The sequence below is a fragment of the Ralstonia sp. A12 genome, from assembly GCF_000801955.1.
In the GTDB taxonomy this organism is placed as follows: domain Bacteria; phylum Pseudomonadota; class Gammaproteobacteria; order Burkholderiales; family Burkholderiaceae; genus Ralstonia.
Genome location: NZ_JSZO01000007.1, coordinates 304,717 through 328,286, shown reverse-complemented (window position 1 = coordinate 328,286; position 23,570 = coordinate 304,717). Strand labels below are relative to the sequence as shown.

The following is a 23,570-nucleotide window of genomic DNA, read 5'->3' as shown; positions in this document are numbered from 1 at the left end:
CTAGAAAGACGACCCGGGCTGGGTCAGAAACTGCACCTCCTCGGGCGTAGACACACGCCCGAGCACTCCATTGCGATGCGGGAAGCGCCCGAAGCGCGCAATGATCTCCCGATGTTTCTCCGCCCAGATGAGTGAGTCTGCGTCGCCCTCCTGGTCACGCAGGCGCGTATAGAGGCGGATCGATTCGTCCTGCGCAGCCAGCGTCTCGCTGTGCTCGAACGGCAGGTAGCAGAACGCGCGGTGATAGCGCGTTGGAAGTTGCACGTCCCAACCGGCGGCCACGACGATCTGCGCGGTATGCAGCGCCGCCGCGTCGCTGGAAAAAGCGCGCGGGCTGTTGCGGAACATGTTGCGCGAGAACTGATCCAGCACCACGATGCGCGCAATCGCTTCCAGCGGCGTGTCCATCCACGTATCGGCCTCGCCGGTTGACAACGCCTCCCACAACGGCAGGAAACGCGCGCGAATCTCTGCGTCAAATTCGTCGGACTTGATGAACCATACCGATCGTTGATCGACGAGCGGCACAGTACCGAACCAGAACGCGAGCACGTCGTCGGCGGTGGGCAAACCGATCATGCGGGTGTCTCCTCAGGGTGTTCTTATCTTGCAGCGTGCGCTTAGCGCGGCGCCCGCTGTAACTTACCGCTGCACATTGCGCATCCAGTCGGCGGTCTGCCAGAAGGCCTGCATGAGACGCATCTGCAGCGCTTCATCCAGACCGATGTCTTGCATCGCGAGTGCCATGCAGCGCATCCACTGGTCACGCTCCTGCGTGCCGATCTCGAATGGCAGATGGCGAGCGCGCAGACGCGGGTGGCCAAAACGCTCGATGTAGTGGTTCGGGCCACCGAGCCAACCGCACAGGAACCAGAACAGCTTGTCCCGCGCGCTATCCAGGCTGGGCGGGTGCACCCCACGCAGCACGGCAAACTCGGGATCAAGGTCCATCAGGTCATAGAAACGGTCGACGAGTTCGCGCACACACGCCTCGCCGCCAATCAGGTCGAAGGCCAGGGTTTCCTGGCCGGAAGTTGCGTCAGTCATACAGCGTCAATCACGTCAAAAAAACCTTCAGGCATCCCGCAGCGTCGCCATGGCTGGGCGACGCAGCACGTCGCGCAAACCCAGCCAGCCACCGGCAAAGGCGCACAGCATGCCGCCCACGATGCCCACCGGCAAGATCGCCGGGTTGAATCGATACGGGAAGTCGAACACATGCGCCGACAGCACCCAGCCAATAGCGATGGCGCCCAGACCCGCCATCAATCCGGCCAAGCCACCGACGATCAGCACCTCAGCGTATTGCGTCTGCCGCACGATGCCGGAGCCCGCGCCCAGCGCGCGCAGCACGCCGGCATCGCGCAGGCGCTCGTCGCGCGAGCCAGACAGCGCGGCGTACAGCACCAGCACACCCGCCGCCAACGTGAAGACGAACAAGAACTCTACCGCCACCGTCACCTGATCCAGTACACCCTGCACCTGCTGCAAAATCAACTCGGTATCTACCACCGTCAGGTTCGGGAACTCGCGCACCAGCTTAGACGGTAGATCGGCCTGCCCCGCAGGAATCCGGAACGCCGTCACGTAAGTCTGCGGCATGTCGTGCAGTGCCACGGGCGGCAGGATCACGAAGAAGTTCACGCGCATCGAGCTCCAGTCGAGCTTGCGCAATGACGTGATGGGCGCATCCACCGTCTGCCCGGCAACGTCGAAACGCAGCACGTCGCCCAGGCGCAAGTTCAGCGTCTTGGCGATGCCCTCTTCCACCGACGCCTCGGGCTTCTGCCCGCCAAACCACTGGCCGGCGATGATGCGATTCTCGGGTGGCTGTTCCGTCGCGTAGGAGAGGTTGAACTCGCGCTCGATCAGGTTACGAGCGCGGGATTCCGCATACGTCTCGCGGCCGATGGTCTGACCGTTCACCTGCGTCAGGCGCCCGCGCACCATCGGGTAGAGCTTCGGATCGGCCACGCCCGCCTGCGACAGCGCTTGCGACACCGCCTCCATCTGATCCGGCTGGATGTTGATGATGAAGCGATTGGGTGCATCGGCCGGCGTGGCGTTGTGCCACGAGCGAATCAGGTCATTGCGCGTCATGGCAAGCAGCAGCAGTGCCATCAGCCCGACAGCCAAGGCAACGGTTTGCAGCACGCTCACACCGCGACGGCGCTCCAGCACGGCCAGCGCAAAACGCCAGCCCACGCCCAGCGCACGGCCACGCCCGAGCGATACCGCCAACGCGCGCAACCCAGCGGCCGCCAGCAACGCGAAAACAAGGATGGCGCCGGCAAACCCGCCCGCCGTCAACGCCCCCAGTTTCACATCGCGCGCAGACACCACCAGCAGCGCAAAGAACGCCGCCGCTCCCAACGCATAGCCAACCCACGCGGCAATGGCGCGCTCACTCACGTCACGCCGCAGCACGCGCAGCGGCGGCACGCGCACGAGGCTCAGCAGCGGCGGCACGGCAAAACCCACCAGCAGCACCAGACCCGCCGTCACCCCCACCACGGCCGGCCATGCAGACGGCGCCGGCAACGACACCGTCACCAGATCACCCAGCGAAGCCAGCAGCAGCCAATGCGCGCCGTAGCCCAGCGCCACGCCCACGAGCGAGCCAAGCACGCCGATCAACAGGAACTCCAGCGCAAACGTCCCAAGGATCTGCCCCTGCCGCAGGCCGAGGCACTTGATGATGGCCACCGCATCGGTATGCCGCGCGGTGTAGCGCCGTGCTGCCATGGTGATGGCCACTGCTGCGATCATCGCCGCAAGCAAGGCGACAAGCGAGAGGAAGCGCTCAGCGCGATCCAGCGTTTCGCGCATCTGCGGCTGACCATTCTGCAACGACTCGATGCGCACGCCGCGCACCTGGCGCGTCTTCAACTCGCTTTCGGTCCAGTTGCGAAAGGCAGCCGTGGCGGCATCGGGCCCGGCCACCAGCAAGCGATACGTGACGCGGCTGCCATAGGTGACGAGGCCGGTGGAAGCCAGGTCGGCCATCGGCAACATCACACGCGGGGCAAAGTTCATGAAGCCTGCGCCGCGATCCAACTCTTGCGTGATGACGTGGGCGATCTTGAAGGTACGCGTGCCCAGGCGGACGGCATCGCCCACACGCAGGCCTAACGCTTCGAGCAGTGGTGCGTCTACCCACACCGTGCCAGCGGAAGGAATTGCGCGGATGGGGGTGCCGACGGTATCGCGCCCGTCGCCGCTCACCTTGAGGGCGCCGCGCAGCGGGTATCCCGCATCCACGGCCTTGATGGCTGCCAGTTGCGATGCCGGCTCGCCAGATGACCCGTTAGTGAGCGTGCTGGCCATGCTGGGGAAGGTAGCGGTATGCGTGACCTCCAGGCCGCCGGCGCGCGCATGCGCTTCGATGTCGGCGGGCAGCGGCTGATCGGACACGACCAGCACATCCGCGCCAATCAACTGGCGGGCATCGCGCTCCAGGCCAGCGTGCATGCGGTCAGCGAGGAAGCTGACAGACGCCAGCGCGGCCACAGCCAGCACCAACGCAACGAGCAGCAGGTTCAGCTCGCCAGCGCGCCAGTCGCGGCGCAGCATGCGCAGGGCTTGGGTCCAGACGGAAAAACGTGACATGGGCGGAACATGGACAGGGCGCGCATCGACATCGATCACGCAAACCCCGCCATGTTCGCACGACTTCAGTGGGCCAGCGCGCGGGCGTCCTCGGCGTGCCAGGGCAACGCCTGGTCAGCGGTGAGCAGCGCGACCTGCTCGGTGGCGCGATAGCCAGCCAGATGGCTCAGGCCCTCGCGGAACACCGGCTGGCCAATGCGCTCGATCAGCTCGCGCACCCAGAGGCTGAGCGCGTCATTGCGGCGCACCGCCAGGTAGTACGTCTCACGGGTGAGCGGCACGAAATGCAGGCCATGGGCCTCGGCGCCGGGGCGCAGGCCAAAGCCAACGTCCGCCCGCCCTTCCTGCACAGCCACAGCGATCTTGTCGCTGGAGAATTCCTGTTCGTCGTAACCGTTGATCTGATCTGGGTACAGCCCGGCAGCCACCAGCAACTGATCGAACAGCAGGCGCGTACCCGAACTGCGCTGGCGATTGATAAATCGCGCCTGCGTGCGCGCCAAATCCTGTAGCGACTGCACACGCCCCGCCCATTCCGGCGACATCATCAGCCCCTGCTCCCGGTCTGCCAGGGCGATCAGGCGCACGGCGGTCGGACGCAGCCACTTGCGCAACGTCTGGTGAGCGATCGAACCGGCACCCTGTTGCGGCGCCACATAGAAGCCGGCCACCTCGCACTGTTTCTCCTGCAGGCAGATCAGCCCTTCCACCGCACTGCAGAACACGGTATCGAGCTGCGAGGCATGGCTTTCATGCGCAAAGGTCTCGGCCAGCACTTCCACTGCCGGATCGTGGCTGCCTGAGAAGCGAATGCGCGTTTGCGACTGCGAGGCGTCTTCCAGCTCCGCCATGAACTGGCCCATGGCCTGGCGCACGGCCGGATCAAGCTGCTCGCGCAGGCGCATCTCCGCACGCAACATGCGCTCGCCGAACAGCGTGAGCGATGCGCCGCGGCCGCGCTCCATATCCAGCAAAGCCCGTCCGAGCATCTCTTCCCACGAGCGCATCACGCCCCATGCGTGCCGGTACGACAACCCCACCTGCTTGGCTGCCCGGTGCAGCGACCCCGTTTCGCGCACCGCCCGCAGCAACTGAAAGACCTTGCCGTTGGCGCGCGGATTGTCGTCCGCGCCAACCACCGGAAATACCTCGAACTGGAACGTCATTATGTTTATGGTTTCCTATTTACTTCGCTCATGCTCCCGGAAAACAATTCCCATCACTTCCCGAGGCGGGCGCATTGTGGCCGCCGACCGCCTCAATGTTGCCGACATCATGCAACATCCGACATAAAGCGTCCACGTCTCTTACCCCCTGCTCACAACATGCCCGGATTGCTCCAAACCCTTCGGTTGTCCGCCATCACCTGCCTGGCACTGACGTTCGCCAGCGCTGCATATGCAGCCGATCTCCGCATGGCAACCACCACCAGTACGGAAAACTCCGGTTTGCTCAAAGTGCTGTTGCCCAAGTTCGAGGCCGCCACCGGCATCCATGTGCACGTGATTGCCGTTGGCACTGGCAAGGCAGTCAAACTGGGGGAATCGGGTGATGTGGACGTGGTGCTCGTGCACGCCCGGCAACTGGAAGATGCCTTCGTCGCCTCGGGTGGCGGTATCGACCGGCGGGACGTGATGTACAACGACTTCATCCTCGTCGGCCCAACGGCGGACCCGGCAGGCATCCGCGGTCAGAAGAATGTCATCCAGGGCATGGAGGCCATCGCCGCCGCCGGCGAGAAGTCCGGCACCAAGTTCATCTCGCGCGGCGACAACTCCGGCACCGATGTGATGGAAAAGGCCTACTGGAAGACGGCCAACATCGATCCGAAGGGCAAGCCCTGGTACGTGAGCGCGGGCCTGGGGATGGGCGAAGTGCTGAACATGGCCGCGCAGATGAACGCGTACACGCTATCCGACCGCGCCACCTATGGCGCCTACCGCGCCAAGACAGGCCTGGACATCGTGCTGACCGGGGACGCGCGCATGTTCAACCCGTACGGGATCATCGCCGTGAACCCGAAGAAGTATCCGAGCATCAACTATGCGGATGCGACCAGGCTGATCGAGTGGATCACCTCGACCGCCGGCCAGCAGGTGATTGCCGATTTCAAGGTGAACGGGGAGCAGGTGTTCTTCCCTGACTACGGGAGAGCAGTGGCGAGCGGGAAGTAACCCCGCTGCGATGGGAAACCGGACGGCAGCTCAGGCCGCCGTTTCCAATTGCGGATGCTGCGGCAGCTCAGCGGCCACTTCGCCGATCATCCGGCGCAGCCACATCACATCGGGCGCAGCGTGGCTGCGCTCATGCCAGAGCTGGTAGAAGCGCATCTTCGGGAACGCCATGGGCGTCGGCAGGATGCGGATCGGCAGGTACTGCGCACAATGCGCGGCAAACTGGCGGCCGGTCGTGAAGACGAGATCCGTGCGCATCAGCACATAGGGCACCAGCCCGAAGTACGGCAGCGACACCTGGATCTGCCGCTTCAGCCCTTGCTCTGCAAGTGCTTGATCGATCATGCTGCGCTGCATGACCGCATACGGCGCGGGCGCCAGGTGCGGCATCTCCACGTAATGCTTGAGCGAGATGCCCTTGCGCGCCAGCGGGTGCTGCGCGCCCAGCATGCAGACGACTTCATCGTCGAACAGCGGGGAAATGTGCAGGTGCTCCGGCGGCGAAAGCCAGTTGCCGATCACCAGATCCATGCCGCCCTGCTCCAGCGCGGCCAGGTAATCGACGCCCGCATTGAGCGGATGCACCACCAGCTTGGCCTGCGGCGCTTGCTTGCGCAGGCGCTCGACGATGTTCGGCAGGAAGAAGGCGTCCAGGTAGTCAGGCGCGCCCAGGTGGAAGGTGCGCGTGGTGTTGCCGGGGTCGAACTCCTGTGAAGGGCGGGCAATGCGCTCCATCGCCTCCAGGCTCTGCTGGGCCAGGGCGAGCAGTTCGTGGCCACGCTCGGTCGGCACCATACCGTTCTTGCCGCGCACGAGGATGGCGTCGCCCGTGATCTCGCGCAGGCGCTTGAGCGTATTGCTGATGGCCGGCTGCGACTGGCCAAGCTTGACGGCCGTACGCGTCACGCTCTGCTCGGTGAGCAGCGTGTACAGGACGCGCAGGAGGTAGGTATCGAGGTGATCTTTGCCGTGCATCTGGAGGCGAAAATAGGTGACGGGGGGCAGTACCGTACCGTCTATAAAACGTGCGAGGGGACGTTCTCAGTGTATGTCACTTGTACGTCGCGCCGCCAGACCACTACCGGCGGGTATACCCCGGATTTTGGCTTTCCGATGCGGGTTATCACCTGGGCCAAATATTGCATTCCTGGCCCGGTGCTATGGTTCCGTTACACACACAAACAAGCGTAGACACCCCATGGAGACTCAGCCCATCCGCTTCTTCCACCGCGGCCAGGTGCGCACCGTCACGGACGCGCCGATCACCCGTACGGTGCTCCAATACCTGCGTGAAGACGCACACTGTACAGGCACCAAGGAAGGGTGCGCCGAGGGCGATTGCGGTGCATGCACGGTCGTGCTTGGCGAACTGCAGGAAGACGGCAGCGTCGGCCTGAAGGCGGTCAACGCGTGCATCCAGTTCCTGCCCACGCTGGACGGCAAGGCGCTGTTCACCGTGGAAGACGTGCGCGGCAAGGACGGCACCCTGCACCCGGTGCAGGAAGCCATGGTGGAGTGTCACGGCTCGCAGTGCGGCTTCTGCACGCCAGGCTTCGTGATGTCGCTCTACGCGCTGTACGAGAACACCGGCAGCGAGGCGCCAATCCCCTCGCGCCAAACCATCTGCGATTCGCTCACGGGCAACCTGTGCCGCTGCACGGGCTACCGCCCCATCATCGATGCGGGCGAACGCATGTTCGAGCTGCCCTCCCCCGCCGGCATTGACCGCACGCAACTGGCGGAAACGCTGCGCAAACTGCAACGCACGGATACCTTCAGCTACGCACCTGCCTACACCGAGAACGCTCCGCGCTTCTACGCGCCGCGCACGGCATCGGCATTCGCCGCCATCAAGGCTGCGCACCCGGACATCCGTATCCTGGCCGGCAGCACCGACGTGGGCCTGTGGGTGACCAAGCAGTTCCGCGATCTGGGCGACATCCTCTACATCGGCCAAGTGGCTGACCTGTACGCCCTGGAAAAGCGCGACGGCTGGATCGAGATCGGCGCCGCCGTCTCGCTGGAAAAGGCCTACGACTTCCTCGCCCAGGACTACCCCGAGCTGACCGAGTTGTGGAAGCGCTTCGCCTCGCTGCCGATCCGCAACGCCGGCACGCTGGGCGGCAACGTCGCCAACGGTTCGCCGATCGGTGACTCGGCCCCGGCACTCATCGCCATCGGCACGCGCGTCGTGCTGCAGCGTGGCGACGTGCGCCGCGAGCTGCCGCTCGAAGACCTCTACCTCGCCTACCAGAAGAACGCGATGGAAGAAGGCGAGTTCGTGGCTGGTATGCGCATCCCGGTGCGCGAGGGTCGCGACGCCATGCGCTTCCGCACGTACAAGCTGTCCAAGCGCTTTGACGAAGACATCTCGGCTGTGTGCGCAGCGCTGGCCATCGAACTGGACGGCGACATTGTGCGCAGCGCACGCATCGCTTACGGCGGCATGGCGGCAACGTCCAAGCGCGCCGCTGAAACCGAAGCCGCCATCGTCGGCCAACCGTGGAACGAAGCGACGGTGCGTGCTGCCATGGCAGCCATGTCGCGCGACTACACCCCGCTGACTGACATGCGCGCCACCGACAACTACCGCCGCGTGTCGGCGGCCAACACGGTGTACCGCTTCTGGCTGGAAACCCGTACCGACGCGCCGCTCACGCCCGAACAGATCAATGTGCGCGCGGTCGAACTGAATACCCTCACCGCCGCCTGAGCCGACTGCAAAGAGACATCGTATGAACAAGCAAACCGAGGCCTTCCTGCTCGCAGAAGCCGATATTGCAGCGGCTATTCCTGACCAGCGCGGTGCTATGGTCGGCATCTCGCGGCCGCACGAATCGGCGCATCTGCACGTTGCCGGCACCGCCACCTATACCGACGACATTCCCGAGCTGGCAGGTACGCTGCACGCCGCGCTGGGCATGAGCACGCAAGCCCACGCGCGCATCGTCAACATGAACCTGGACCGCGTGAAAGCCGCGCCGGGTGTGGTGGCCGTATTCACCTCGGCCGACATTCCGGGCACCAATGATTGCGGTCCGATCATCCACGATGATCCGATCCTGGCCACTGATACGGTGCACTTCATCGGCCAGCCGATGTTCATCGTGGTGGCCACGTCGCACGATGCAGCACGCCGCGCGGCACGCTTGGGGCAGATCGAATACGAAGTCCTGCCCCCGCTGCTCACGCCTGAAGAGGCGCGCGCCGCTGGCAAATCCGTGCTGCCGCCGATGCACCTCAAGCGCGGTGAGCCGGCAGAGCGCATTGCTGCCGCGCCGCGTTCCGAAGCAGGCCAGATGTCACTGGGCGGCCAGGAACAGTTCTATCTGGAAAGCCAGATCTCGTACGCGGTGCCGAAGGAAGACAACGGCATGCACGTGTGGTGCTCGACGCAGCACCCGACCGAGATGCAGCACATGGTCTCGCACATGCTGGGCTGGCACGCCAATCAGGTGCTAGTGGAATGCCGCCGTATGGGCGGTGGCTTTGGCGGCAAGGAATCGCAATCGGGCATCTTTGCATGCTGCGCTTCGCTGGCAGCCTGGAAGCTCGCCTGCCCGGTCAAGCTGCGTCCGGACCGCGACGACGACATGATGATCACCGGCAAGCGTCACGACTTCCGCTTCGGTTACGAAGCCGGTTACGACGACAACGGCCGCATCCTCGGCATCACGTGCGACATGACCTCGCGCGCTGGTTTCTCGGCCGACTTGTCCGGCCCCGTGATGACGCGCGCCATCTGCCACTTCGACAACGCCTACTGGCTGTCGGATGTGGAGATCGACGGCTTCTGCGCACGCACCAACACGCAGTCGAACACCGCGTTCCGCGGCTTCGGCGGCCCGCAGGGCGCGTTTGCCATCGAGTACATCATGGACAACATCGCGCGCTCGGTCGGCCGTGACTCGCTCGACGTGCGCCGCGCCAACCTGTACGGCAAGGACAAAAACAACGTCACGCCGTACGGCCAGACCGTGGAAGACAACGTCATCCACGAACTGCTTGATGAGTTGGAAGCGACGTCCGACTATCGTGCCCGCCGCGAAGAGATCCGCGCGTTCAACGCAACGAGCCCCGTGCTCAAGCGTGGCCTGGCACTGACGCCGGTGAAGTTCGGCATCTCGTTCAACGTGAAGCACTTCAACCAGGCCGGCGCGCTTGTGCACGTGTACAACGACGGCTCGATCCTCGTGAACCACGGCGGCACCGAAATGGGCCAGGGCCTGAACACGAAGGTCGCACAGGTTGTGGCACACGAACTGGGCGTTGCCTTCACCCGCATTCGCGTGACGGCAACGGACACCAGCAAGGTGGCCAACACGTCGGCCACGGCAGCATCGACGGGCAGCGACCTGAACGGCAAGGCCGCGCAAGACGCTGCACGCCAGATCCGCGAGCGCCTGACCGCCTTTGCCGCACAGCACTACGACGTGCCCATCGAGACGGTCGCTTTTGTGGGCGACCAACTGGAGATCGGTGCACGCCGAGTGGCGTTCGATGAGGTGATCCGCCTGGCCTACATTGCCCGCGTGCAATTGTGGTCGGATGGCTTCTACGCCACGCCCAAGCTGCACTGGGATCAATCCAAGCTGGCCGGTCGCCCGTTCTACTACTATGCATACGGCGCTGCCGTGTCGGAGGTGGTGGTCGATACGCTCACCGGCGAATGGCGCCTGCTGCGCGCCGACGTGCTGCACGATGCGGGCCGCTCGATCAACCCGGCGCTGGACATCGGCCAAGTGGAAGGCGCGTTCATCCAGGGCATGGGCTGGCTGACCACGGAAGAACTGTGGTGGAACAAGAGCGGCAAGCTGATGACGCACGCACCGTCCACTTACAAGATCCCGACGGTCAACGACTGTCCGCCGGACTTCCGCGTGCGCCTGTTCAACAACGCCAACGTGGAAGACAGCATCCACCGTTCCAAGGCGCTGGGCGAGCCGCCGCTGCTGCTGCCGTTCTCGGTGTTCTTCGCCATCCGCGATGCGGTGGCTGCCGTGGGCGATGGCCGTACGAGCCCGCCGCTGAACGCACCGGCCACCAGCGAGGAAATCCTCAAGGCCGTGGACGCCATCCGCAGCGCCCCGCTGACCGCCTGAGTCCGGAGATACCGTCATGACCGCCATGGACCACACGCAACTGCGCCCGTTCCGTTTTGCCGATGTGCTTGCCACCGTGCAAGCCGGGCAGCCGTGCGTGCTGGTCACCGTGACGGACGTACAGGGCTCTGCTCCGCGCGAGCCCGGCACGCTGATGCTGGTGGGCACCGACGGTTTCTTCGGCACCATCGGCGGCGGCCATCTGGAATGGCGCGCGATGGAAATCGCACAAGCCATGATGGATGCACCCGAAGCCAGCGGTGATGCACGCCGCCAGTTCGTGCGCATTCCGCTCGGGCCCGCGCTCGGCCAGTGCTGCGGCGGCGTGGTACGCCTGTCGCTCGAACGACTCGACGCGCGTGATGTGGACTGGATCGCCCTGGCCGATGACGCCATGCGCCAGCGCCGCAGCCTGCGCCGCTTCGTCTCCATCGATCCGGCAACGCCTGTCGAAGCGAGCATCGGCGATGCCGCCGCGGCCGGCGTAGCACTCGACCCGATTGGCTTCACGCAAACCGTGCTGCCGCCCGACATGTCGATCGTGCTGTGTGGTGCAGGCCATGTCGGCCACGCCATCGTGCGTGCGCTGGCGCACCTGCCCTGCCGCGTGACCTGGGTGGACGAACGCGATGCGATGTTCCCGTTCCCCACGGAAGTGCCGCCGAACGTCGTCATCGAGTCCACCGATACGCCGGAGGCCGTGATCGACCACGCGCCCGCCGGCAGCTACTTCCTGGTCATGACGCACAACCATGCGTTGGACCTCATGCTGTGCGAGCGCATCATGCGCCGCACGGACTTTGCCTACTTTGGCCTGATCGGCTCCAAGACCAAGCGCGCGCGTTTCGAGCACCGCATGGTGGAGCACGGGGTGGACCCGGCACGCTTGCCGGAAATGGTGTGCCCGATTGGCGTAGCGGGCATCGTGGACAAGGCGCCGGATATCATTGCGGTATCCGTCGTCGCCCAACTCCTGCAGGTACGCGAGCTTCAACAGCACGCGCTCACCACCGCCAGCGGTGGGGCGGCGGTTCCTTACCGCGTCCCTACCCCTGCCTGATCATGCCGATCTCCTCCACGCTTGCAGAACGCATCGCCACCAGCCCCAAAGCCGAACTGCACATCCACATTGAAGGCTCGCTCGAACCCGAACTGATGTTCGCGCTGGCCGAGCGCAACGGCGTCAAGCTGCCGTATGCCTCTGTCGAAGAAGTGCGCGCAGCGTATGCCTTCGACGATCTGCAATCGTTTCTCGACCTGTACTACGCCGGCGCCAGCGTGCTGCTGACCGAGCAGGATTTCTACGACATGACTGCCGCCTACGTGGCGCGCGCACTGGCCGACAACGTCCGCCACGCAGAGATCTTCTTCGACCCGCAAACGCACACCGCCCGCAACGTGCCAATGCACGTGGTGATTGGCGGTATCGTCCACGCGCTGGATGACGCCGAGCGCGAGCACGGTTTCTCCAGCAGCCTGATCCTCTGCTTCCTGCGCCACCTGAGCGAGGAAGACGCCTTCGCCACGCTGGAAGCCGCCCTGCCCTACATCCAGGACCCGGCCAACCGCATCATCGGTGTGGGATTGGATTCGTCCGAACGCGGCAACCCGCCGGAAAAATTCGCACGCGTGTTCGCCGAGTGCAAGAAGCTCGGCCTGCGCCTCGTTGCCCACGCTGGCGAAGAAGGCCCAGCGCAGTACGTGATCGACGCGCTCGACATCTTGAACGTGGAGCGGATCGACCACGGCGTACGCGCCATCGACGACGCAGCACTCGTCAAGCGCCTGGCCACCGAGCGCGTCGCGCTGACGGTCTGCCCGCTGTCAAACGAAAAACTGAAGGTCTACCCCGACTTGCGCGATCACTCGCTCAAGCAATTGCTGGACGCAGGATGCGCGGTGACCCTGCACTCCGACGATCCGGCCTACTTTGGCGGCTACATGAACACCAACTGGCTCGCCACCTTCAACGCCCTCAACCTGTCTGCCGCCGATGCCCACACGCTGGCGCGCAACAGCTTCGAGGCGTCCTTCCTGCCCGAGCAGGACAAAGCCCTGTGGCTAGCCAAGGTCGACGACCACTGGAAAGCCACACACTAAAAAACACGACGAGACGACGATGACCACCATGCCTCCGACTTCCAACACCGTTCACGCCTACCGCGGCCGTGTGCTGCATTTCCTGCACGATCCGCAGTATCGCGAGCGCGATGCCTATGAGTATTGGGAAGACGGCCTGCTTGTGGTCATGGGCGGCAAGATCGTGCAAGCCGGCGACTACGCCGCGCTGCGCGAAAACCTGCCCGCCGGCACGCAGCTGCACGACTACAGCGGCAAGCTGATCGTGCCGGGCTTCATCGACACGCACGTGCACTTCCCGCAGACTGACATGATCGCGTCGCCGTCGCCGGGCCTGTTGCACTGGCTGGAAACGTACACCTTCCCGGAAGAGCGCCGCTTTGAAAGCGAGCAATACGCCGCCGGCGTCGCCTCGTTCTTCCTCGATGAGCTGCTGCGCAACGGCACGACCAGCGCGATGGTGTGGAGCACCGTGCATCGCGGCTCGGCAGAAACGCTGTTCAGCCAAGCGCAGCAGCGCGGCATGCGCCTCATTACCGGTAAGGTGATGATGGATCGCAACTGCCCGGAGTACCTGCAGGACACGGCAGAATCCGGCGCGCGCGACTCGGCCGATCTGATCTCCCGCTGGCACGGCAAGGACCGCCTCGCCTACGCCATCACCCCGCGCTTCGCCCCCACTTCCAGCGAAGCCCAACTGGCTGCCACCGGCGAGCTGGCCAAGCAACACCCGGACGTCTTCATTCAAACGCACGTTGCCGAAAACCCGGACGAGGTGAAGTGGGTGGCCGACCTGTTCCCGAACGCCCGCAGCTACCTGGACGTGTATGACAAGTACGGCCTGCTGCGCAAGGGCGCCTTCTACGGCCACGCCATCTGGCTGGACGACAGCGACCGTCAACGCATGGCGGAATCCGGCGCGGCCGTGGCGCACTGCCCCACGTCCAACCTGTTCCTGGGTAGCGGCCTGTACAACTTCCACAAGAACGACGCGCACCGCTTGGCGCTGACGCTGGCCACCGACGTAGGCGGTGGCAGCTCGTTCTCGATGCTGCGCACGATGGGCACGGCACACAAGGTCGCGCGCATGGGCGGCTATCACCTGACCGCACTGCGCATGTTCTACCTGGCCACGCGCGGCGCTGCAGAAGCACTGGGTTGGGAAGACCGTATCGGTAGCTTTGTGCCGGGCGCCGAAGCGGACTTCATCGTGCTGGACCCGGCTGCTACGCCGCTGCTGGCACGCCGCAACGCACGCTCGGAAACGCTGGAAGAACTGCTGTTCTCGCTGGCGCTGCTGGGCGAGGACCGTGCGGTATCCGCCACTTACATCCAGGGCGAGCCGGCCAAGTTTGCGGTTGGCGCCAACGCTTGATCCTCTTATAATCCTCGCTTCCATTGGGGAGTAGCCGCCCAGAGCCGAAGCTCTGGGGGCCACGTCAACAGACTTGACCCTCGTCGCAATGACAGAGGGTTATGGCGTGGTCAGCTGCCACTCAGGGTGCCAACCTGGCACCTTGGTGTCATGCCTGGCGAGACCGATGACACACCTCTGCGGATAGGGCCGGCAGCGGTGCGTCATTGGTTCGCACACGGCCCTGACATCACAACAACATGGAAGCCTTCCTCGTCTCTACCGGCATCGTCGCCCTCGCGGAAATCGGCGATAAGACGCAATTGCTGTCGATCCTGCTGGCCGCGCGTTTTCGCAAGCCGGTACCGATCATCCTCGGCATCTTCATCTCTACCCTCGTCAATCACGCGCTTGCCGGCGCTGTCGGCGGCTGGATCACACATGTGCTCGGTGAGAACGTGCTGCGCTGGATTCTCGGCGCCGCCTTCATCGCCATGGCTGGATGGATGCTGATTCCGGACAAGCTGGACGATGAGGAGGCCCCCTCCACCGCGCAGCGCGGCCTGGGCATTCTGGGTACCACCATCGTTGCGTTCTTCTTTGCAGAGATGGGCGATAAGACGCAGATCGCCACCGTGGCGCTGGCTGCGCGCTTCAATGATGTGGTGTCTGTGGTGGCCGGCACGACCATCGGCATGCTGCTGGCCAATGTGCCCGCCGTGCTGATGGGCAACAAGTTTGCCGCGCGCATGCCGATCACGCTGGTGCATCGGATTGCTGCGCTGATCTTCCTTGTGCTGGGTGTACTGGCGTTGCTGGGTGTCGGCAAGTAGGCATCAGACTGAAGGCTCTGCGCACCCGCTCAGAGCCTGCTGACGCTTCTCCGCGAGCCGTTGAGTGGGTGTTGCGGGACTACCGTCCTCCAATGCGCCCACGCGGCGCATAGTCACGCCGAAATCGGCCTGCGCTAAAGCACCGCAAACATATCCTCAGGGCGAAAAAAAACGGGGCCGTGGCCCCGTTCAACCCTCACCGGTCATGTCACCCGCTAGGGAACGAATGACATGCTCCGATAAACCTAAAATCTGTTGTTGCTTCAGCGTGCCTCAGTTGGTCTTGGCGCCGCCTTCAAACCACTTGGCGATGATCGTGCGCTCGTCGTCGGTGATGTTCGTGACGTTGCCCAGCGGCATCAGCTTCTGTTGCACAACCTGCTGGTAGACGAGCTGCGCATGCGCAGACAATTGGTCCGGCGTATCGAGCAACACGCCCTTAGCCGGCGAAGGCATCAGAGTAGGATGAGCCGAATGACATTGGTAGCACCGCGCGGTAACGACTGCCTGTACTTTGGCGAAGTCCGAACCGCTAGCGGCTGCCGGAGCGGCTGCGGCAGGCGCCGAAGCACCGCCCTCTGCCGCTGCGGGAGCGACTGCGGCGGCGCTTTCAGCCACCGGCGCTGCCGGATGCTGCACCGGAGCCAGCCACACCGCCACGCCTAGCAGCACTGCAACGCCGGCTGCCGGATAACCCCAGTTCACCACGCCCTTGTGCTTCAGGATGAAGAACTGACGGATCAGCACGCCTGCCAGCATGATCAGCACCAGCACAACCCAGTTGTACTTGTTCGCGTACGTCATGCTGTAGTGGTTCGACAGCATCGCGAACAGCACCGGCAGCGTGAAGTACGTGTTGTGCACGCTGCGTTGCTTGCCGCGCTTGCCGTGGATCGGGTCCGGCTTCTCGCCGGCCTTGAGCGAGGCCACCACCTTGCGTTGCCCCGGGATGATCCAGAAGAACACGTTGGCGCTCATGATGGTCGCGATCATCGCGCCAATCAGCAGGAATGCCGCACGGCCCGAGAACAGGTGGGTCGCTGCAAACGCCGCGATCACCACATAGGCCGCCACCAGAATGCCCACCACGCGGTCGTTCTTGCCGAACACGCGGCAGATGGTGTCGTACACCAGCCAGCCGACCACCAGGAAGCCCAGCGCCAGCAGCACCGCCGTTGTTGCCGACATGTCGAACACGTTGCGGTCGATCATGTAGACGTTGGCGTTGAACAGGTACACCACCGTCAGCAGGGCGAAGCCCGACATCCAGGTCGTGTACGACTCCCAGTAGAACCAGTGCAGGTGATCCGGCAGTTGCTTCGGTGCCAGCAGGTACTTCTGCGGGTTGTAGAACCCGCCGCCGTGCACGGCCCACAGCTCGCCGTCGACGCCCTTGTCCTTCAGGTCCGGTGCCGTCGGCTTGTTCAGGCTGTTGTCCAGCCAGACGAAGTAGAACGACGAACCGATCCACGCGATCGCGACGATCACGTGCAGCCAACGCAAGAGCAAGTTGGCCCAGTCGAGGATATAACCTTCCATGATGACTCCCTGCCCTGTTAGCTACCGCGATAGGTCGAATACGACCACGGCGAGACCAGCAGCGGCACGTGGTAGTGCGCGCTAGTGTCGGCCACGCCAAAGCGCAGCGTCACCACGTCCAGGAACGCGGGCTCGGGGAGTTTGACGCCGGCTGCGCGGTAGTACTCGCCCACCCCGAAGTCCAGCTCATAGACGCCAACCTGCAGCGCGTCGCCTTCCAGCAGCGGCGCATCGCAACGGCCATCGTGATTGGTGCGAACCGATTTCACCGGTTGGCGCTGATTGTCGACAATCTTGAACAGAGCGATCGCCAGGTTTTGACCCGGCGTGCCTGCAGCGGTGTCGAGCACATGGGTAGTCAAGCGTCCCATTTGTCTTCCTCTGTAGTTCGAATTTTCAGAAGCGCCGCTGCCTCCACTTGCACCTCGCGCCAATCCCTTGCGTGACAAGGGCTGGCGCCGGGGCCCGCTCGGTACGTGCTATGCACGCATCCCGGCGCGCGTCCAGCCGGTTTACGCCTGCCACCCATGTTGGGAGGGGACATGCCAAACCGGCAAAGCCGTCGCTCGTTCTGGGTCCGACTCCGTGTTTCGGTGGGGACTCGAAACAGGGATTTCCCTAGTTTGTCGGATTCCTGAACGCATTTTGTTGACAATATTGAAGGCGCCCACGAATAATTGTCAACAGGTTTTCGCAGTAGCTTATGCTGCGTCGCACTGTTCACAAGCGGGTTCGCCATGTCCAAAAGTCTCAAGCTGGTCTCCACTGAAACGGCATCCAAGCCGGGCAACAAGGCATCGGGGGCAACACGCATGTCAGTCGAAGAGCGGATGTACCACGAGATCTACGACGCGATCATGGAACACCGCCTGCCTCCGCGCACCAAGCTGACGGAGCATGCGCTTTGCGAAATCTATGCCACCGCACGCCATACGGTGCGCAAGGTCTTCTCCCAACTGGCCGCCGATGGCCTGGTTGACCTGGAGCCGAACCGCGGCGCCTTCATTGCCGCCCCGTCAATCGACGAAGCCCACGCCATGTTCGAGCTGCGCCAGATCCTGGAGCACGCGGTGCTCGACAAGGTCGGCCACAGCAGCGACCCAAAGGCAGCCATCGCGCCCCTGGTGGAACTCGTCAAGCAAGAACGCCAGGCGTTCGTCACACAGGACCGCCCGCGCTGGATCCGCCTGTCGGCGGAATTCCACGTTGCGCTGGCCGAGCAGTCCGGCAACCCTCTGGTGGTCGAGATGATGCGTCGTCTGGTGTCGCGCACCACGCTGATGATTGCCAGCGTCGAAGCCCCGGGCAACAACGCCTGCTCGTTTGACGAACACCTCGACATCCTCAACGCGCTGGAGCGCGGCGACGCCAGCGCTGCCCAGGCCCACATGGCCCAGCACTTGCAATGCTGTGCCGACCGCGTGCGCCCGGAGGCGCCCGCTGATTTCGATCTGCGTTCGGTATTGGGCCCGCGCAACAAAGTCTAGGACCGGTTTTGCTGTATTGGGCGAGCTGGCACGACAGAGGCCGGCCGCCACAAGCCGGACGCCCGTCCGGCTCACCACCCAAAGGAGACGTATATGGCAAGCAGCACCATCGCCGCCCCCACGGCGGATCTGACCAATGAGCGCGTGGCCTATGGCCGCCTGCTCGCATTGGGCCTGCAACATGTATTGGTCATGTATGCAGGCACCGTGGCAGTGCCGCTTATCGTGGGCGGCGCACTGCATCTGCCCAAGGAGCAGATGGCCTTCCTGATCAATGCTGACTTGTTTGCTGCCGGTCTTGCCACGCTCATCCAGGCATTCGGCGTCTGGAAGTTCGGTATCCGCATGCCCGTCATGATGGGCGTGACCTTCGCCTCCGTCGGCCCGATGATCGCCATCGGCACCGATCCCACCATCGGCCTGCTCGGCATCTACGGCGCAGTCATTGCGGCGGGGATATTCGGGATCATCGTCGCGCCGCTCATGGGGCGCGTACTCGGGCTCTTCCCGCCGGTCGTGACCGGCACCGTCATCACGCTGATCGGCATGTCGCTGATGGGCGTAGGCATCAACTGGGCCGCAGGTGGCCAGCCGACCAAAAAGGCTGTGGTGGACGGCGTGCTGCAAACCGTGCCGAACCTGGAGTACGGCAACCTCGGCAACCTGGCCATCGCGGCAGCCGTGCTGGTCATCATTCTGTTGCTGACCAAGTACGGCAAAGGCCTGATCGGCAACATCGCGGTGCTGCTGGGCATCGTGATCGGCACGTTCATCGCCATGGCCTTCGGCAAGGTGAACTTCACCGGCATGGGCGACGCAGACTGGGTGGCCGTCATTACGCCGCTGCACTTCGGTATGCCGACGTTCCACTTCGGCGCCATCGCCTCGATGTGTATCGTGATGATGATCACGCTGGTGGAATCGACCGGCATGTTCCTGGCGCTGGCCGAGATCACCGGCAAGAAGCTCTCCACCGATGACCTGACCCGCGGCCTGCGCGCCGACGGCCTGGGCACCGTGATCGGCGGCCTGTTCAACACCTTCCCGTACACCTCGTTCTCGCAGAACGTGGGGCTGGTGACGGTGACGGGCGTGCGCTCGCGCTATGTGGCAGCCATGGGTGGCATCATCCTGATCGTGCTGGGCCTGTTCCCGAAGATGGCGCACATCGTGGCTTCGGTGCCCTCCTTCGTGCTGGGCGGCGCAGGCATCGTGATGTTCGGCATGGTGGCCGCCACGGGCGTGCGCATCCTGGGCTCGATCGATTTCAACAAGTACCGCCACAACCTGTTCATCGTGGCCATCTCGATCGGCTTCGGCATGATCCCGACGCTGGCACCGACCTTCTTCCAATACCTGCCGCACTGGCTGGAGCCGGTCACGCACAGCGGCATCGTGCTGGGCACGCTGGTCGCCGTCACGCTGAACCTGTACTACAACGGCATGCAGTCTGCCGAGCACGCGATGCGCGACGCTGCTGCGAATACGCACGGCACGGAGTAATCGCATGAACGCCACTGTCGCGCACAACGACCCGCTCCTGATCGCCCGTCATGCTGACGTGCTGGTCACCATGGACGCGCAACGCCGCGAGATTCCCGACGGCGCCCTGGTGGCGCGCGGTGGCGTGATCGAATGGGTGGGCGCCACGGCCGATCTGCCGGCGCAGTATCGCGATGCCGCCTGTGCCACAACCCGCCAGCCCAACGTGCGTGTGATCGAACTGCGTGACCACGTGGTCACGCCCGGCTTCGTCAACACGCACCACCACATGTATCAGAGCCTGACGCGTGCCCTGCCCGCCGCGCAGGACGCCGAGCTGTTCGGCTGGCTCACGAACCTGTATCCGGTGTGGGCAGGCCTCACGCCCGAGATGGTGCGTGTGTCTACGCTCACGGCGATGGCGGAATTGCTGCTCTCGGGCTGCACGACTTCGAGCGACCATCTGTACCTGTACCCCAACGGCAGTCGGCTCGATGATTCGATTGAAGCCGCGCAGCAGATCGGCATGCGTTTTCACGCCGCGCGCGGCAGCATGAGCGTCGGCCACAGCCAGGGTGGCCTGCCGCCGGACCGCGTGGTCGAAGGCGAAGAAGCCATCCTCAAGGAAACGCAACGCCTGATCGAAACCTGGCACGACGCCGATCGCCACTCCATGCTGCGCATGGTGGTGGCGCCGTGCTCACCGTTCTCCGTCTCGCGCGACCTGATGCGCGAGTCGGCCAAGCTTGCGCGCAGCTACGGTGTGTCGATGCACACCCACCTGGCTGAGAACGACAACGACATCGCCTACTCGCGCGAGAAATTCGGCATGACGCCGGCCGAGTATGCGGAAGATCTTGGCTGGGTCGGCCGCGACGTCTGGCACGCGCACTGCGTGAAACTCGACGCGCACGGCATCGACGTGTTTGCGCGCACGGGCACGGGCGTGGCCCACTGTCCGTGCTCGAACATGCGCCTCGCCTCAGGCATCGCGCCCATCCGCACGATGCGCGATGCCGGCGTGCCGGTCGGCCTGGGCGTCGATGGCAGCGCGTCGAACGACGGCGCACACATGCTCGGCGAAACGCGCCAGGCGATGCTGCTCGCCCGCGTCGGCTTCGGCCCCGCAGCGATGAGCGCGCGTGAAGCGCTGGAAATCGCCACGCTCGGCGGCGCCCGCGTGCTCAACCGCGACGACATCGGCGCGTTGGCACCCGGCATGTCGGCTGACTTTGTCAGCTTCGACCGCCATCAAGTCAGCTTTGCCGGCGCAGACCACGACCCGGTCGCTGCGCTGGTGTTCTGCGCTCCGTCCAACGTGGCGCACAGCGTGATCAACGGGCGCGTGGTCGTCGAAGACGGCCGCCTGACCACGCTGGAACTCGACGCCCATCTCACGGTTCACCGGAGGCTCGCGCTGGAACTGGCGCAGGCTGCCCGAGCAGTCCCGGCGTGACGTGATGGAGCCTGGCCTGTTTGACGACATTGCCCGCAAATCTGCGGCGTTCCCGCAACAGCAGGAACTCGGCGCCCTTCAAGCTGCCGGGTCGCGTGTGCAAAGGAACAACATCCATTCGTGATGTCGTCAATTTGAAAAGGCCCATTCCACTGTCCGACCGGTGTTGTATGAAGTCTCCTCGACATGAAAAAACCATGACAAACAATAACTATCCGCGCGATCTGATCGGTTACGGCAAGAACCCGCCCAACGCCAATTGGCCGGGCGGTGCGCGCGTGGCCCTGCAGTTCGTCCTCAACTACGAGGAAGGCGGTGAGAACTGCGTGCTGCACGGCGATGCAGGTTCGGAGCAATTCCTCTCCGAGATCATCGGTGCAGCCGCCTACCCTGCTCGCCACATGAGCATGGAAGGCATCTACGAATACGGCTCGCGTGCGGGCGTGTGGCGCATCCTGCGTGAGTTCGAGAAGCGTGGCCTGCCGATGACGATCTTCGGCGTGTCGATGGCCCTGCAGCGCCATCCGGACGTGACGCAAGCCTTCGTTGACCTGGGCCACGAAATCGCCTGCCATGGCTGGCGCTGGATCCACTACCAGAACATCGACGAAGCCACCGAGCGCGAGCACATGCGCATCGGCGTCGAGATCATCCGCCAGATGACCGGCAACGCGCCGCTCGGCTGGTACACCGGCCGCGACAGCCCCAACACCCGCCGTCTGGTGGTCGAGCACGGCGGCTTCGCCTACGACGCCGACTACTACGGCGAAGACCTGCCCTTCTGGACCGAAGTGCAAACCTCGGCCGGCGAGGCCAAGCCGCATCTGGTGGTGCCGTACACGCTCGACACCAACGACATGCGCTTCGCCAGCCCGCAAGGCTTCAACACGGGCGACCACTTCTACCAGTACCTGAAAGACGCCTTCGACGTGCTGTACGAGGAAGGCGACCCCAATGGCCTGGCACAGCCGAAGATGCTGTCGATCGGCATGCACTGCCGCCTGCTAGGCCGCCCGGGGCGCTTCCGCGCACTGCAGCGCTTCCTTGACTACGTGCAATCGCACGACAAGGTCTGGATCTGCCGACGCATCGATATTGCGCAGCACTGGATCCAGAACCACCCGTACGCCAAGCAACCCGTTTTGAGCACCGCAGCATGAGCCAAACCACCTACACCCTTTCGCAACTCAACGGCATGGACGCACCGCAGTTCGTGCAGGTCCTGAGCGGCATCTACGAGCACTCGCCGTGGGTTCCCGAGAAGGTCGCGACGCAGCGGCCCTTCGCATCGGCAGAGGCACTGACCACAGCCATGCGCGACACCGTGGATACCGCAGGCATTGATCCGCAACTCAAGCTCGTGCGTGCTCACCCGGAATTGGCAGGCAAGGCCGCCGTGCGCGGTGAGCTGACCGCCGAGTCGACGCGTGAACAAAGCGGCGCAGGCCTGAACCAGTGCACGCCGGAGGAATTCGAACGCCTGCAAGCACTGAACGCCCAGTACAACGAGAAGTTCGGCTTCCCGTTCATCCTGGCGGTGCGTGGCTATGACCGCCACGGCATCATCGACAACTTCAGCAAGCGTGTTGAGAACGACCGCGACACTGAGCTGCGTACGTCGCTGGAACAGATTCATCGCATCGCCGGCTTCCGTCTGACCGATTTGATTTCAGGCTGACAGTACGACGCTGCAAACGTAGCGAGCACGGGGCGCTGCCCGGCCGGAATGCCTGACCGGCCGGTCCGCGATTGCACCAGAGAGTGCAGCGTGGTGTGCGGCACAAGACCTCACACAGGAGACAGAACTATGCAGTGGACCATCAAGCGCAGCGTTGCCGCGTTTGCTGTGGCGTCCGCGTTCACGGTGGTGAGCGCAAGCGCCATTGGGCAATCGCCTACATCGCAGCCCGGTCAGCAGGTGAGCGCCAAGAAGGAACACGCCACCTACTCCGTTGCGCAAATCAATGCGATGGACAACACGCAGTTTGTGCACGTGCTCGGCGGCGTCTACGAACATTCACCGTGGGTGGCCGAGCGCGTGGCCGCGCAACGCCCGTTTGCCTCGGCCGACGCGCTGCGTGCCGCCATGCGCATGACCGTGAACAACGCCGGTGAAGCGCAACAGATCAAGCTCGTGCGCTCGCACCCAGAACTGGCTGGCCGTGCTGCCGTGCGAGGTGAGATGACCGCGGCCTCGACGCGCGAGCAAGGCGGTGCGGGACTGACCCAACTGACGCCCGAAGAGTTCGCACGCCTGCAAGATCTGAACAAGCGCTACAGCGAGAAGTTTGGCTTCCCGTTCGTGATGGCCGTGCGCGGCTATGACCGGCACGCCATCATCGACGCCCTGGCCACGCGACTGCACAACGACCGCGACACCGAGCTGCGCACGTCGCTGGAGCAGATTGATCGCATTGTCGGTTTCCGTCTCAACGATTTGATTTCAGGTTAATCA

20 protein-coding genes and 1 riboswitch are annotated in these 23,570 nt (G+C 64.1%); of the genes, 13 read left to right on the top strand and 7 right to left on the bottom strand.

The features are described 5' to 3' along the window. The 4 genes from PI87_RS11610 to PI87_RS11595 all read right to left on the bottom strand — a co-directional run bounded on the left by PI87_RS11610 (position 1) and on the right by PI87_RS11595 (position 4,775). Positions 1 to 579 (bottom strand): DUF924 family protein, encoded by a 579-nt coding sequence (locus tag PI87_RS11610; protein WP_039597844.1) that lies wholly within the window; start codon positions 577 to 579, stop codon positions 1 to 3. 63 nt (positions 580 to 642) lie between these two features. Beyond that, entirely contained in the window at positions 643 to 1,047 is a 405-nt protein-coding gene (locus PI87_RS11605; RefSeq protein ID WP_039597843.1) for a group II truncated hemoglobin, read from the bottom strand. A gap of 27 nt (positions 1,048 to 1,074) precedes the next feature. After that, positions 1,075 to 3,609, bottom strand: a complete 2,535-nt coding sequence (locus PI87_RS11600; protein WP_039597842.1) for an ABC transporter permease — start codon at positions 3,607 to 3,609, stop codon at positions 1,075 to 1,077. 65 nt (positions 3,610 to 3,674) lie between these two features. Beyond that, complete coding sequence (locus tag PI87_RS11595) at positions 3,675 to 4,775, bottom strand: substrate-binding domain-containing protein (protein WP_039597841.1); 1,101 nt, start codon at positions 4,773 to 4,775, stop codon at positions 3,675 to 3,677. Between the two features lie 159 nt (positions 4,776 to 4,934). Here PI87_RS11595 and PI87_RS11590 point away from each other — a divergent pair, with 159 nt between their 5' ends. Next, positions 4,935 to 5,783, top strand: coding sequence for a substrate-binding domain-containing protein (locus PI87_RS11590; protein ID WP_039597840.1), 849 nt, complete (start codon positions 4,935 to 4,937; stop codon positions 5,781 to 5,783). 30 nt (positions 5,784 to 5,813) lie between these two features. Here PI87_RS11590 and PI87_RS11585 read toward each other — a convergent pair whose 3' ends face one another. Further along, complete coding sequence (locus tag PI87_RS11585; protein WP_039597839.1) at positions 5,814 to 6,758, bottom strand: LysR substrate-binding domain-containing protein; 945 nt, start codon at positions 6,756 to 6,758, stop codon at positions 5,814 to 5,816. A gap of 223 nt (positions 6,759 to 6,981) precedes the next feature. On the opposite strand from PI87_RS11585, the gene xdhA reads away from it, so the two are divergent. The 6 genes from xdhA to PI87_RS11555 all read left to right on the top strand — a co-directional run bounded on the left by xdhA (position 6,982) and on the right by PI87_RS11555 (position 15,151). Continuing rightward, the gene (gene xdhA, locus PI87_RS11580) at positions 6,982 to 8,496 is read left to right on the top strand and encodes a xanthine dehydrogenase small subunit (protein ID WP_039597838.1); all 1,515 of its coding nucleotides are present in this window, start codon (positions 6,982 to 6,984) and stop codon (positions 8,494 to 8,496) included. 22 nt (positions 8,497 to 8,518) lie between these two features. Continuing rightward, the gene (xdhB, locus tag PI87_RS11575) at positions 8,519 to 10,885 is read left to right on the top strand and encodes a xanthine dehydrogenase molybdopterin binding subunit (RefSeq protein ID WP_039597837.1); all 2,367 of its coding nucleotides are present in this window, start codon (positions 8,519 to 8,521) and stop codon (positions 10,883 to 10,885) included. 25 nt (positions 10,886 to 10,910) lie between these two features. After that, positions 10,911 to 11,945 carry a xanthine dehydrogenase accessory protein XdhC gene (gene xdhC, locus PI87_RS11570; RefSeq protein ID WP_039597918.1) on the top strand — a complete coding sequence of 345 codons (1,035 nt, stop codon included), beginning with the start codon at positions 10,911 to 10,913 and terminating at the stop codon, positions 11,943 to 11,945. Positions 11,946 to 11,947: 2 nt separating this feature from the next. Next, entirely contained in the window at positions 11,948 to 12,985 is a 1,038-nt protein-coding gene (locus tag PI87_RS11565; RefSeq protein ID WP_039597836.1) for an adenosine deaminase, read from the top strand. Positions 12,986 to 13,004: 19 nt separating this feature from the next. Next, complete coding sequence (gene guaD / locus PI87_RS11560) at positions 13,005 to 14,339, top strand: guanine deaminase (protein WP_039597835.1); 1,335 nt, start codon at positions 13,005 to 13,007, stop codon at positions 14,337 to 14,339. Between the two features lie 13 nt (positions 14,340 to 14,352). Next, a riboswitch (yybP-ykoY riboswitch) is annotated at positions 14,353 to 14,483 on the top strand. A 95-nt stretch (positions 14,484 to 14,578) separates the two neighbouring features. Next, positions 14,579 to 15,151, top strand: a complete 573-nt coding sequence (locus tag PI87_RS11555) for a TMEM165/GDT1 family protein (protein WP_039597834.1) — start codon at positions 14,579 to 14,581, stop codon at positions 15,149 to 15,151. Between the two features lie 273 nt (positions 15,152 to 15,424). On the opposite strand, the gene PI87_RS11550 is transcribed toward PI87_RS11555, so the two are convergent. Together PI87_RS11550 and uraH are read right to left on the bottom strand one after the other, a co-directional pair. Beyond that, the gene (locus PI87_RS11550) at positions 15,425 to 16,690 is read right to left on the bottom strand and encodes a urate hydroxylase PuuD (protein ID WP_039597833.1); all 1,266 of its coding nucleotides are present in this window, start codon (positions 16,688 to 16,690) and stop codon (positions 15,425 to 15,427) included. Between the two features lie 17 nt (positions 16,691 to 16,707). Continuing rightward, positions 16,708 to 17,061, bottom strand: a complete 354-nt coding sequence (gene uraH / locus PI87_RS11545) for a hydroxyisourate hydrolase (RefSeq protein WP_039597832.1) — start codon at positions 17,059 to 17,061, stop codon at positions 16,708 to 16,710. Between the two features lie 366 nt (positions 17,062 to 17,427). Here uraH and PI87_RS11540 point away from each other — a divergent pair, with 366 nt between their 5' ends. The 6 genes from PI87_RS11540 (at position 17,428) to uraD (PI87_RS11515) (ending at position 23,567) form a co-directional block, all read left to right on the top strand. After that, positions 17,428 to 18,177: a GntR family transcriptional regulator gene (locus PI87_RS11540; RefSeq protein WP_039597831.1), complete on the top strand. Its 750-nt coding sequence runs from the start codon at positions 17,428 to 17,430 to the stop codon at positions 18,175 to 18,177. Positions 18,178 to 18,270: 93 nt separating this feature from the next. Then, on the top strand, positions 18,271 to 19,680 hold the full coding sequence (locus tag PI87_RS11535; protein ID WP_039597830.1) for a nucleobase:cation symporter-2 family protein: 1,410 nt from the start codon (positions 18,271 to 18,273) through the stop codon (positions 19,678 to 19,680). 4 nt (positions 19,681 to 19,684) lie between these two features. Further along, positions 19,685 to 21,115, top strand: coding sequence for an 8-oxoguanine deaminase (locus tag PI87_RS11530; protein WP_039597829.1), 1,431 nt, complete (start codon positions 19,685 to 19,687; stop codon positions 21,113 to 21,115). A 197-nt stretch (positions 21,116 to 21,312) separates the two neighbouring features. Beyond that, positions 21,313 to 22,275, top strand: coding sequence for an allantoinase PuuE (puuE, locus tag PI87_RS11525; protein WP_039597828.1), 963 nt, complete (start codon positions 21,313 to 21,315; stop codon positions 22,273 to 22,275). Next, on the top strand, positions 22,272 to 22,793 hold the full coding sequence (gene uraD / locus PI87_RS11520; protein WP_039597827.1) for a 2-oxo-4-hydroxy-4-carboxy-5-ureidoimidazoline decarboxylase: 522 nt from the start codon (positions 22,272 to 22,274) through the stop codon (positions 22,791 to 22,793). The genes puuE and uraD (PI87_RS11520) overlap by 4 nt, the downstream gene beginning before the upstream one ends. 291 nt (positions 22,794 to 23,084) lie before the next feature. Then, entirely contained in the window at positions 23,085 to 23,567 is a 483-nt protein-coding gene (gene uraD, locus PI87_RS11515) for a 2-oxo-4-hydroxy-4-carboxy-5-ureidoimidazoline decarboxylase (RefSeq protein WP_052321492.1), read from the top strand. Positions 23,568 to 23,570 lie beyond the last annotated feature (3 nt).

What these genes read in the sequence shown, in the direction of transcription:
- PI87_RS11610 (WP_039597844.1), bottom strand. Translation starts at nt 579, where the DNA reads ATGATCGGTTTGCCCACCGCCGACGACGTGCTCGCGTTCTGGTTCGGT.
- PI87_RS11605 (WP_039597843.1), bottom strand. Translation starts at nt 1,047, where the DNA reads ATGACTGACGCAACTTCCGGCCAGGAAACCCTGGCCTTCGACCTGATT.
- PI87_RS11600 (WP_039597842.1), bottom strand. Translation starts at nt 3,609, where the DNA reads ATGTCACGTTTTTCCGTCTGGACCCAAGCCCTGCGCATGCTGCGCCGC.
- PI87_RS11595 (WP_039597841.1), bottom strand. Translation starts at nt 4,775, where the DNA reads ATGACGTTCCAGTTCGAGGTATTTCCGGTGGTTGGCGCGGACGACAAT.
- PI87_RS11590 (WP_039597840.1), top strand. Translation starts at nt 4,935, where the DNA reads ATGCCCGGATTGCTCCAAACCCTTCGGTTGTCCGCCATCACCTGCCTG.
- PI87_RS11585 (WP_039597839.1), bottom strand. Translation starts at nt 6,758, where the DNA reads ATGCACGGCAAAGATCACCTCGATACCTACCTCCTGCGCGTCCTGTAC.
- xdhA (WP_039597838.1), top strand. Translation starts at nt 6,982, where the DNA reads ATGGAGACTCAGCCCATCCGCTTCTTCCACCGCGGCCAGGTGCGCACC.
- xdhB (WP_039597837.1), top strand. Translation starts at nt 8,519, where the DNA reads ATGAACAAGCAAACCGAGGCCTTCCTGCTCGCAGAAGCCGATATTGCA.
- xdhC (WP_039597918.1), top strand. Translation starts at nt 10,911, where the DNA reads ATGGACCACACGCAACTGCGCCCGTTCCGTTTTGCCGATGTGCTTGCC.
- PI87_RS11565 (WP_039597836.1), top strand. Translation starts at nt 11,948, where the DNA reads ATGCCGATCTCCTCCACGCTTGCAGAACGCATCGCCACCAGCCCCAAA.
- guaD (WP_039597835.1), top strand. Translation starts at nt 13,005, where the DNA reads ATGACCACCATGCCTCCGACTTCCAACACCGTTCACGCCTACCGCGGC.
- PI87_RS11555 (WP_039597834.1), top strand. Translation starts at nt 14,579, where the DNA reads ATGGAAGCCTTCCTCGTCTCTACCGGCATCGTCGCCCTCGCGGAAATC.
- PI87_RS11550 (WP_039597833.1), bottom strand. Translation starts at nt 16,690, where the DNA reads ATGGAAGGTTATATCCTCGACTGGGCCAACTTGCTCTTGCGTTGGCTG.
- uraH (WP_039597832.1), bottom strand. Translation starts at nt 17,061, where the DNA reads ATGGGACGCTTGACTACCCATGTGCTCGACACCGCTGCAGGCACGCCG.
- PI87_RS11540 (WP_039597831.1), top strand. Translation starts at nt 17,428, where the DNA reads ATGTCCAAAAGTCTCAAGCTGGTCTCCACTGAAACGGCATCCAAGCCG.
- PI87_RS11535 (WP_039597830.1), top strand. Translation starts at nt 18,271, where the DNA reads ATGGCAAGCAGCACCATCGCCGCCCCCACGGCGGATCTGACCAATGAG.
- PI87_RS11530 (WP_039597829.1), top strand. Translation starts at nt 19,685, where the DNA reads ATGAACGCCACTGTCGCGCACAACGACCCGCTCCTGATCGCCCGTCAT.
- puuE (WP_039597828.1), top strand. Translation starts at nt 21,313, where the DNA reads ATGACAAACAATAACTATCCGCGCGATCTGATCGGTTACGGCAAGAAC.
- uraD (WP_039597827.1), top strand. Translation starts at nt 22,272, where the DNA reads ATGAGCCAAACCACCTACACCCTTTCGCAACTCAACGGCATGGACGCA.
- uraD (WP_052321492.1), top strand. Translation starts at nt 23,085, where the DNA reads ATGGACAACACGCAGTTTGTGCACGTGCTCGGCGGCGTCTACGAACAT.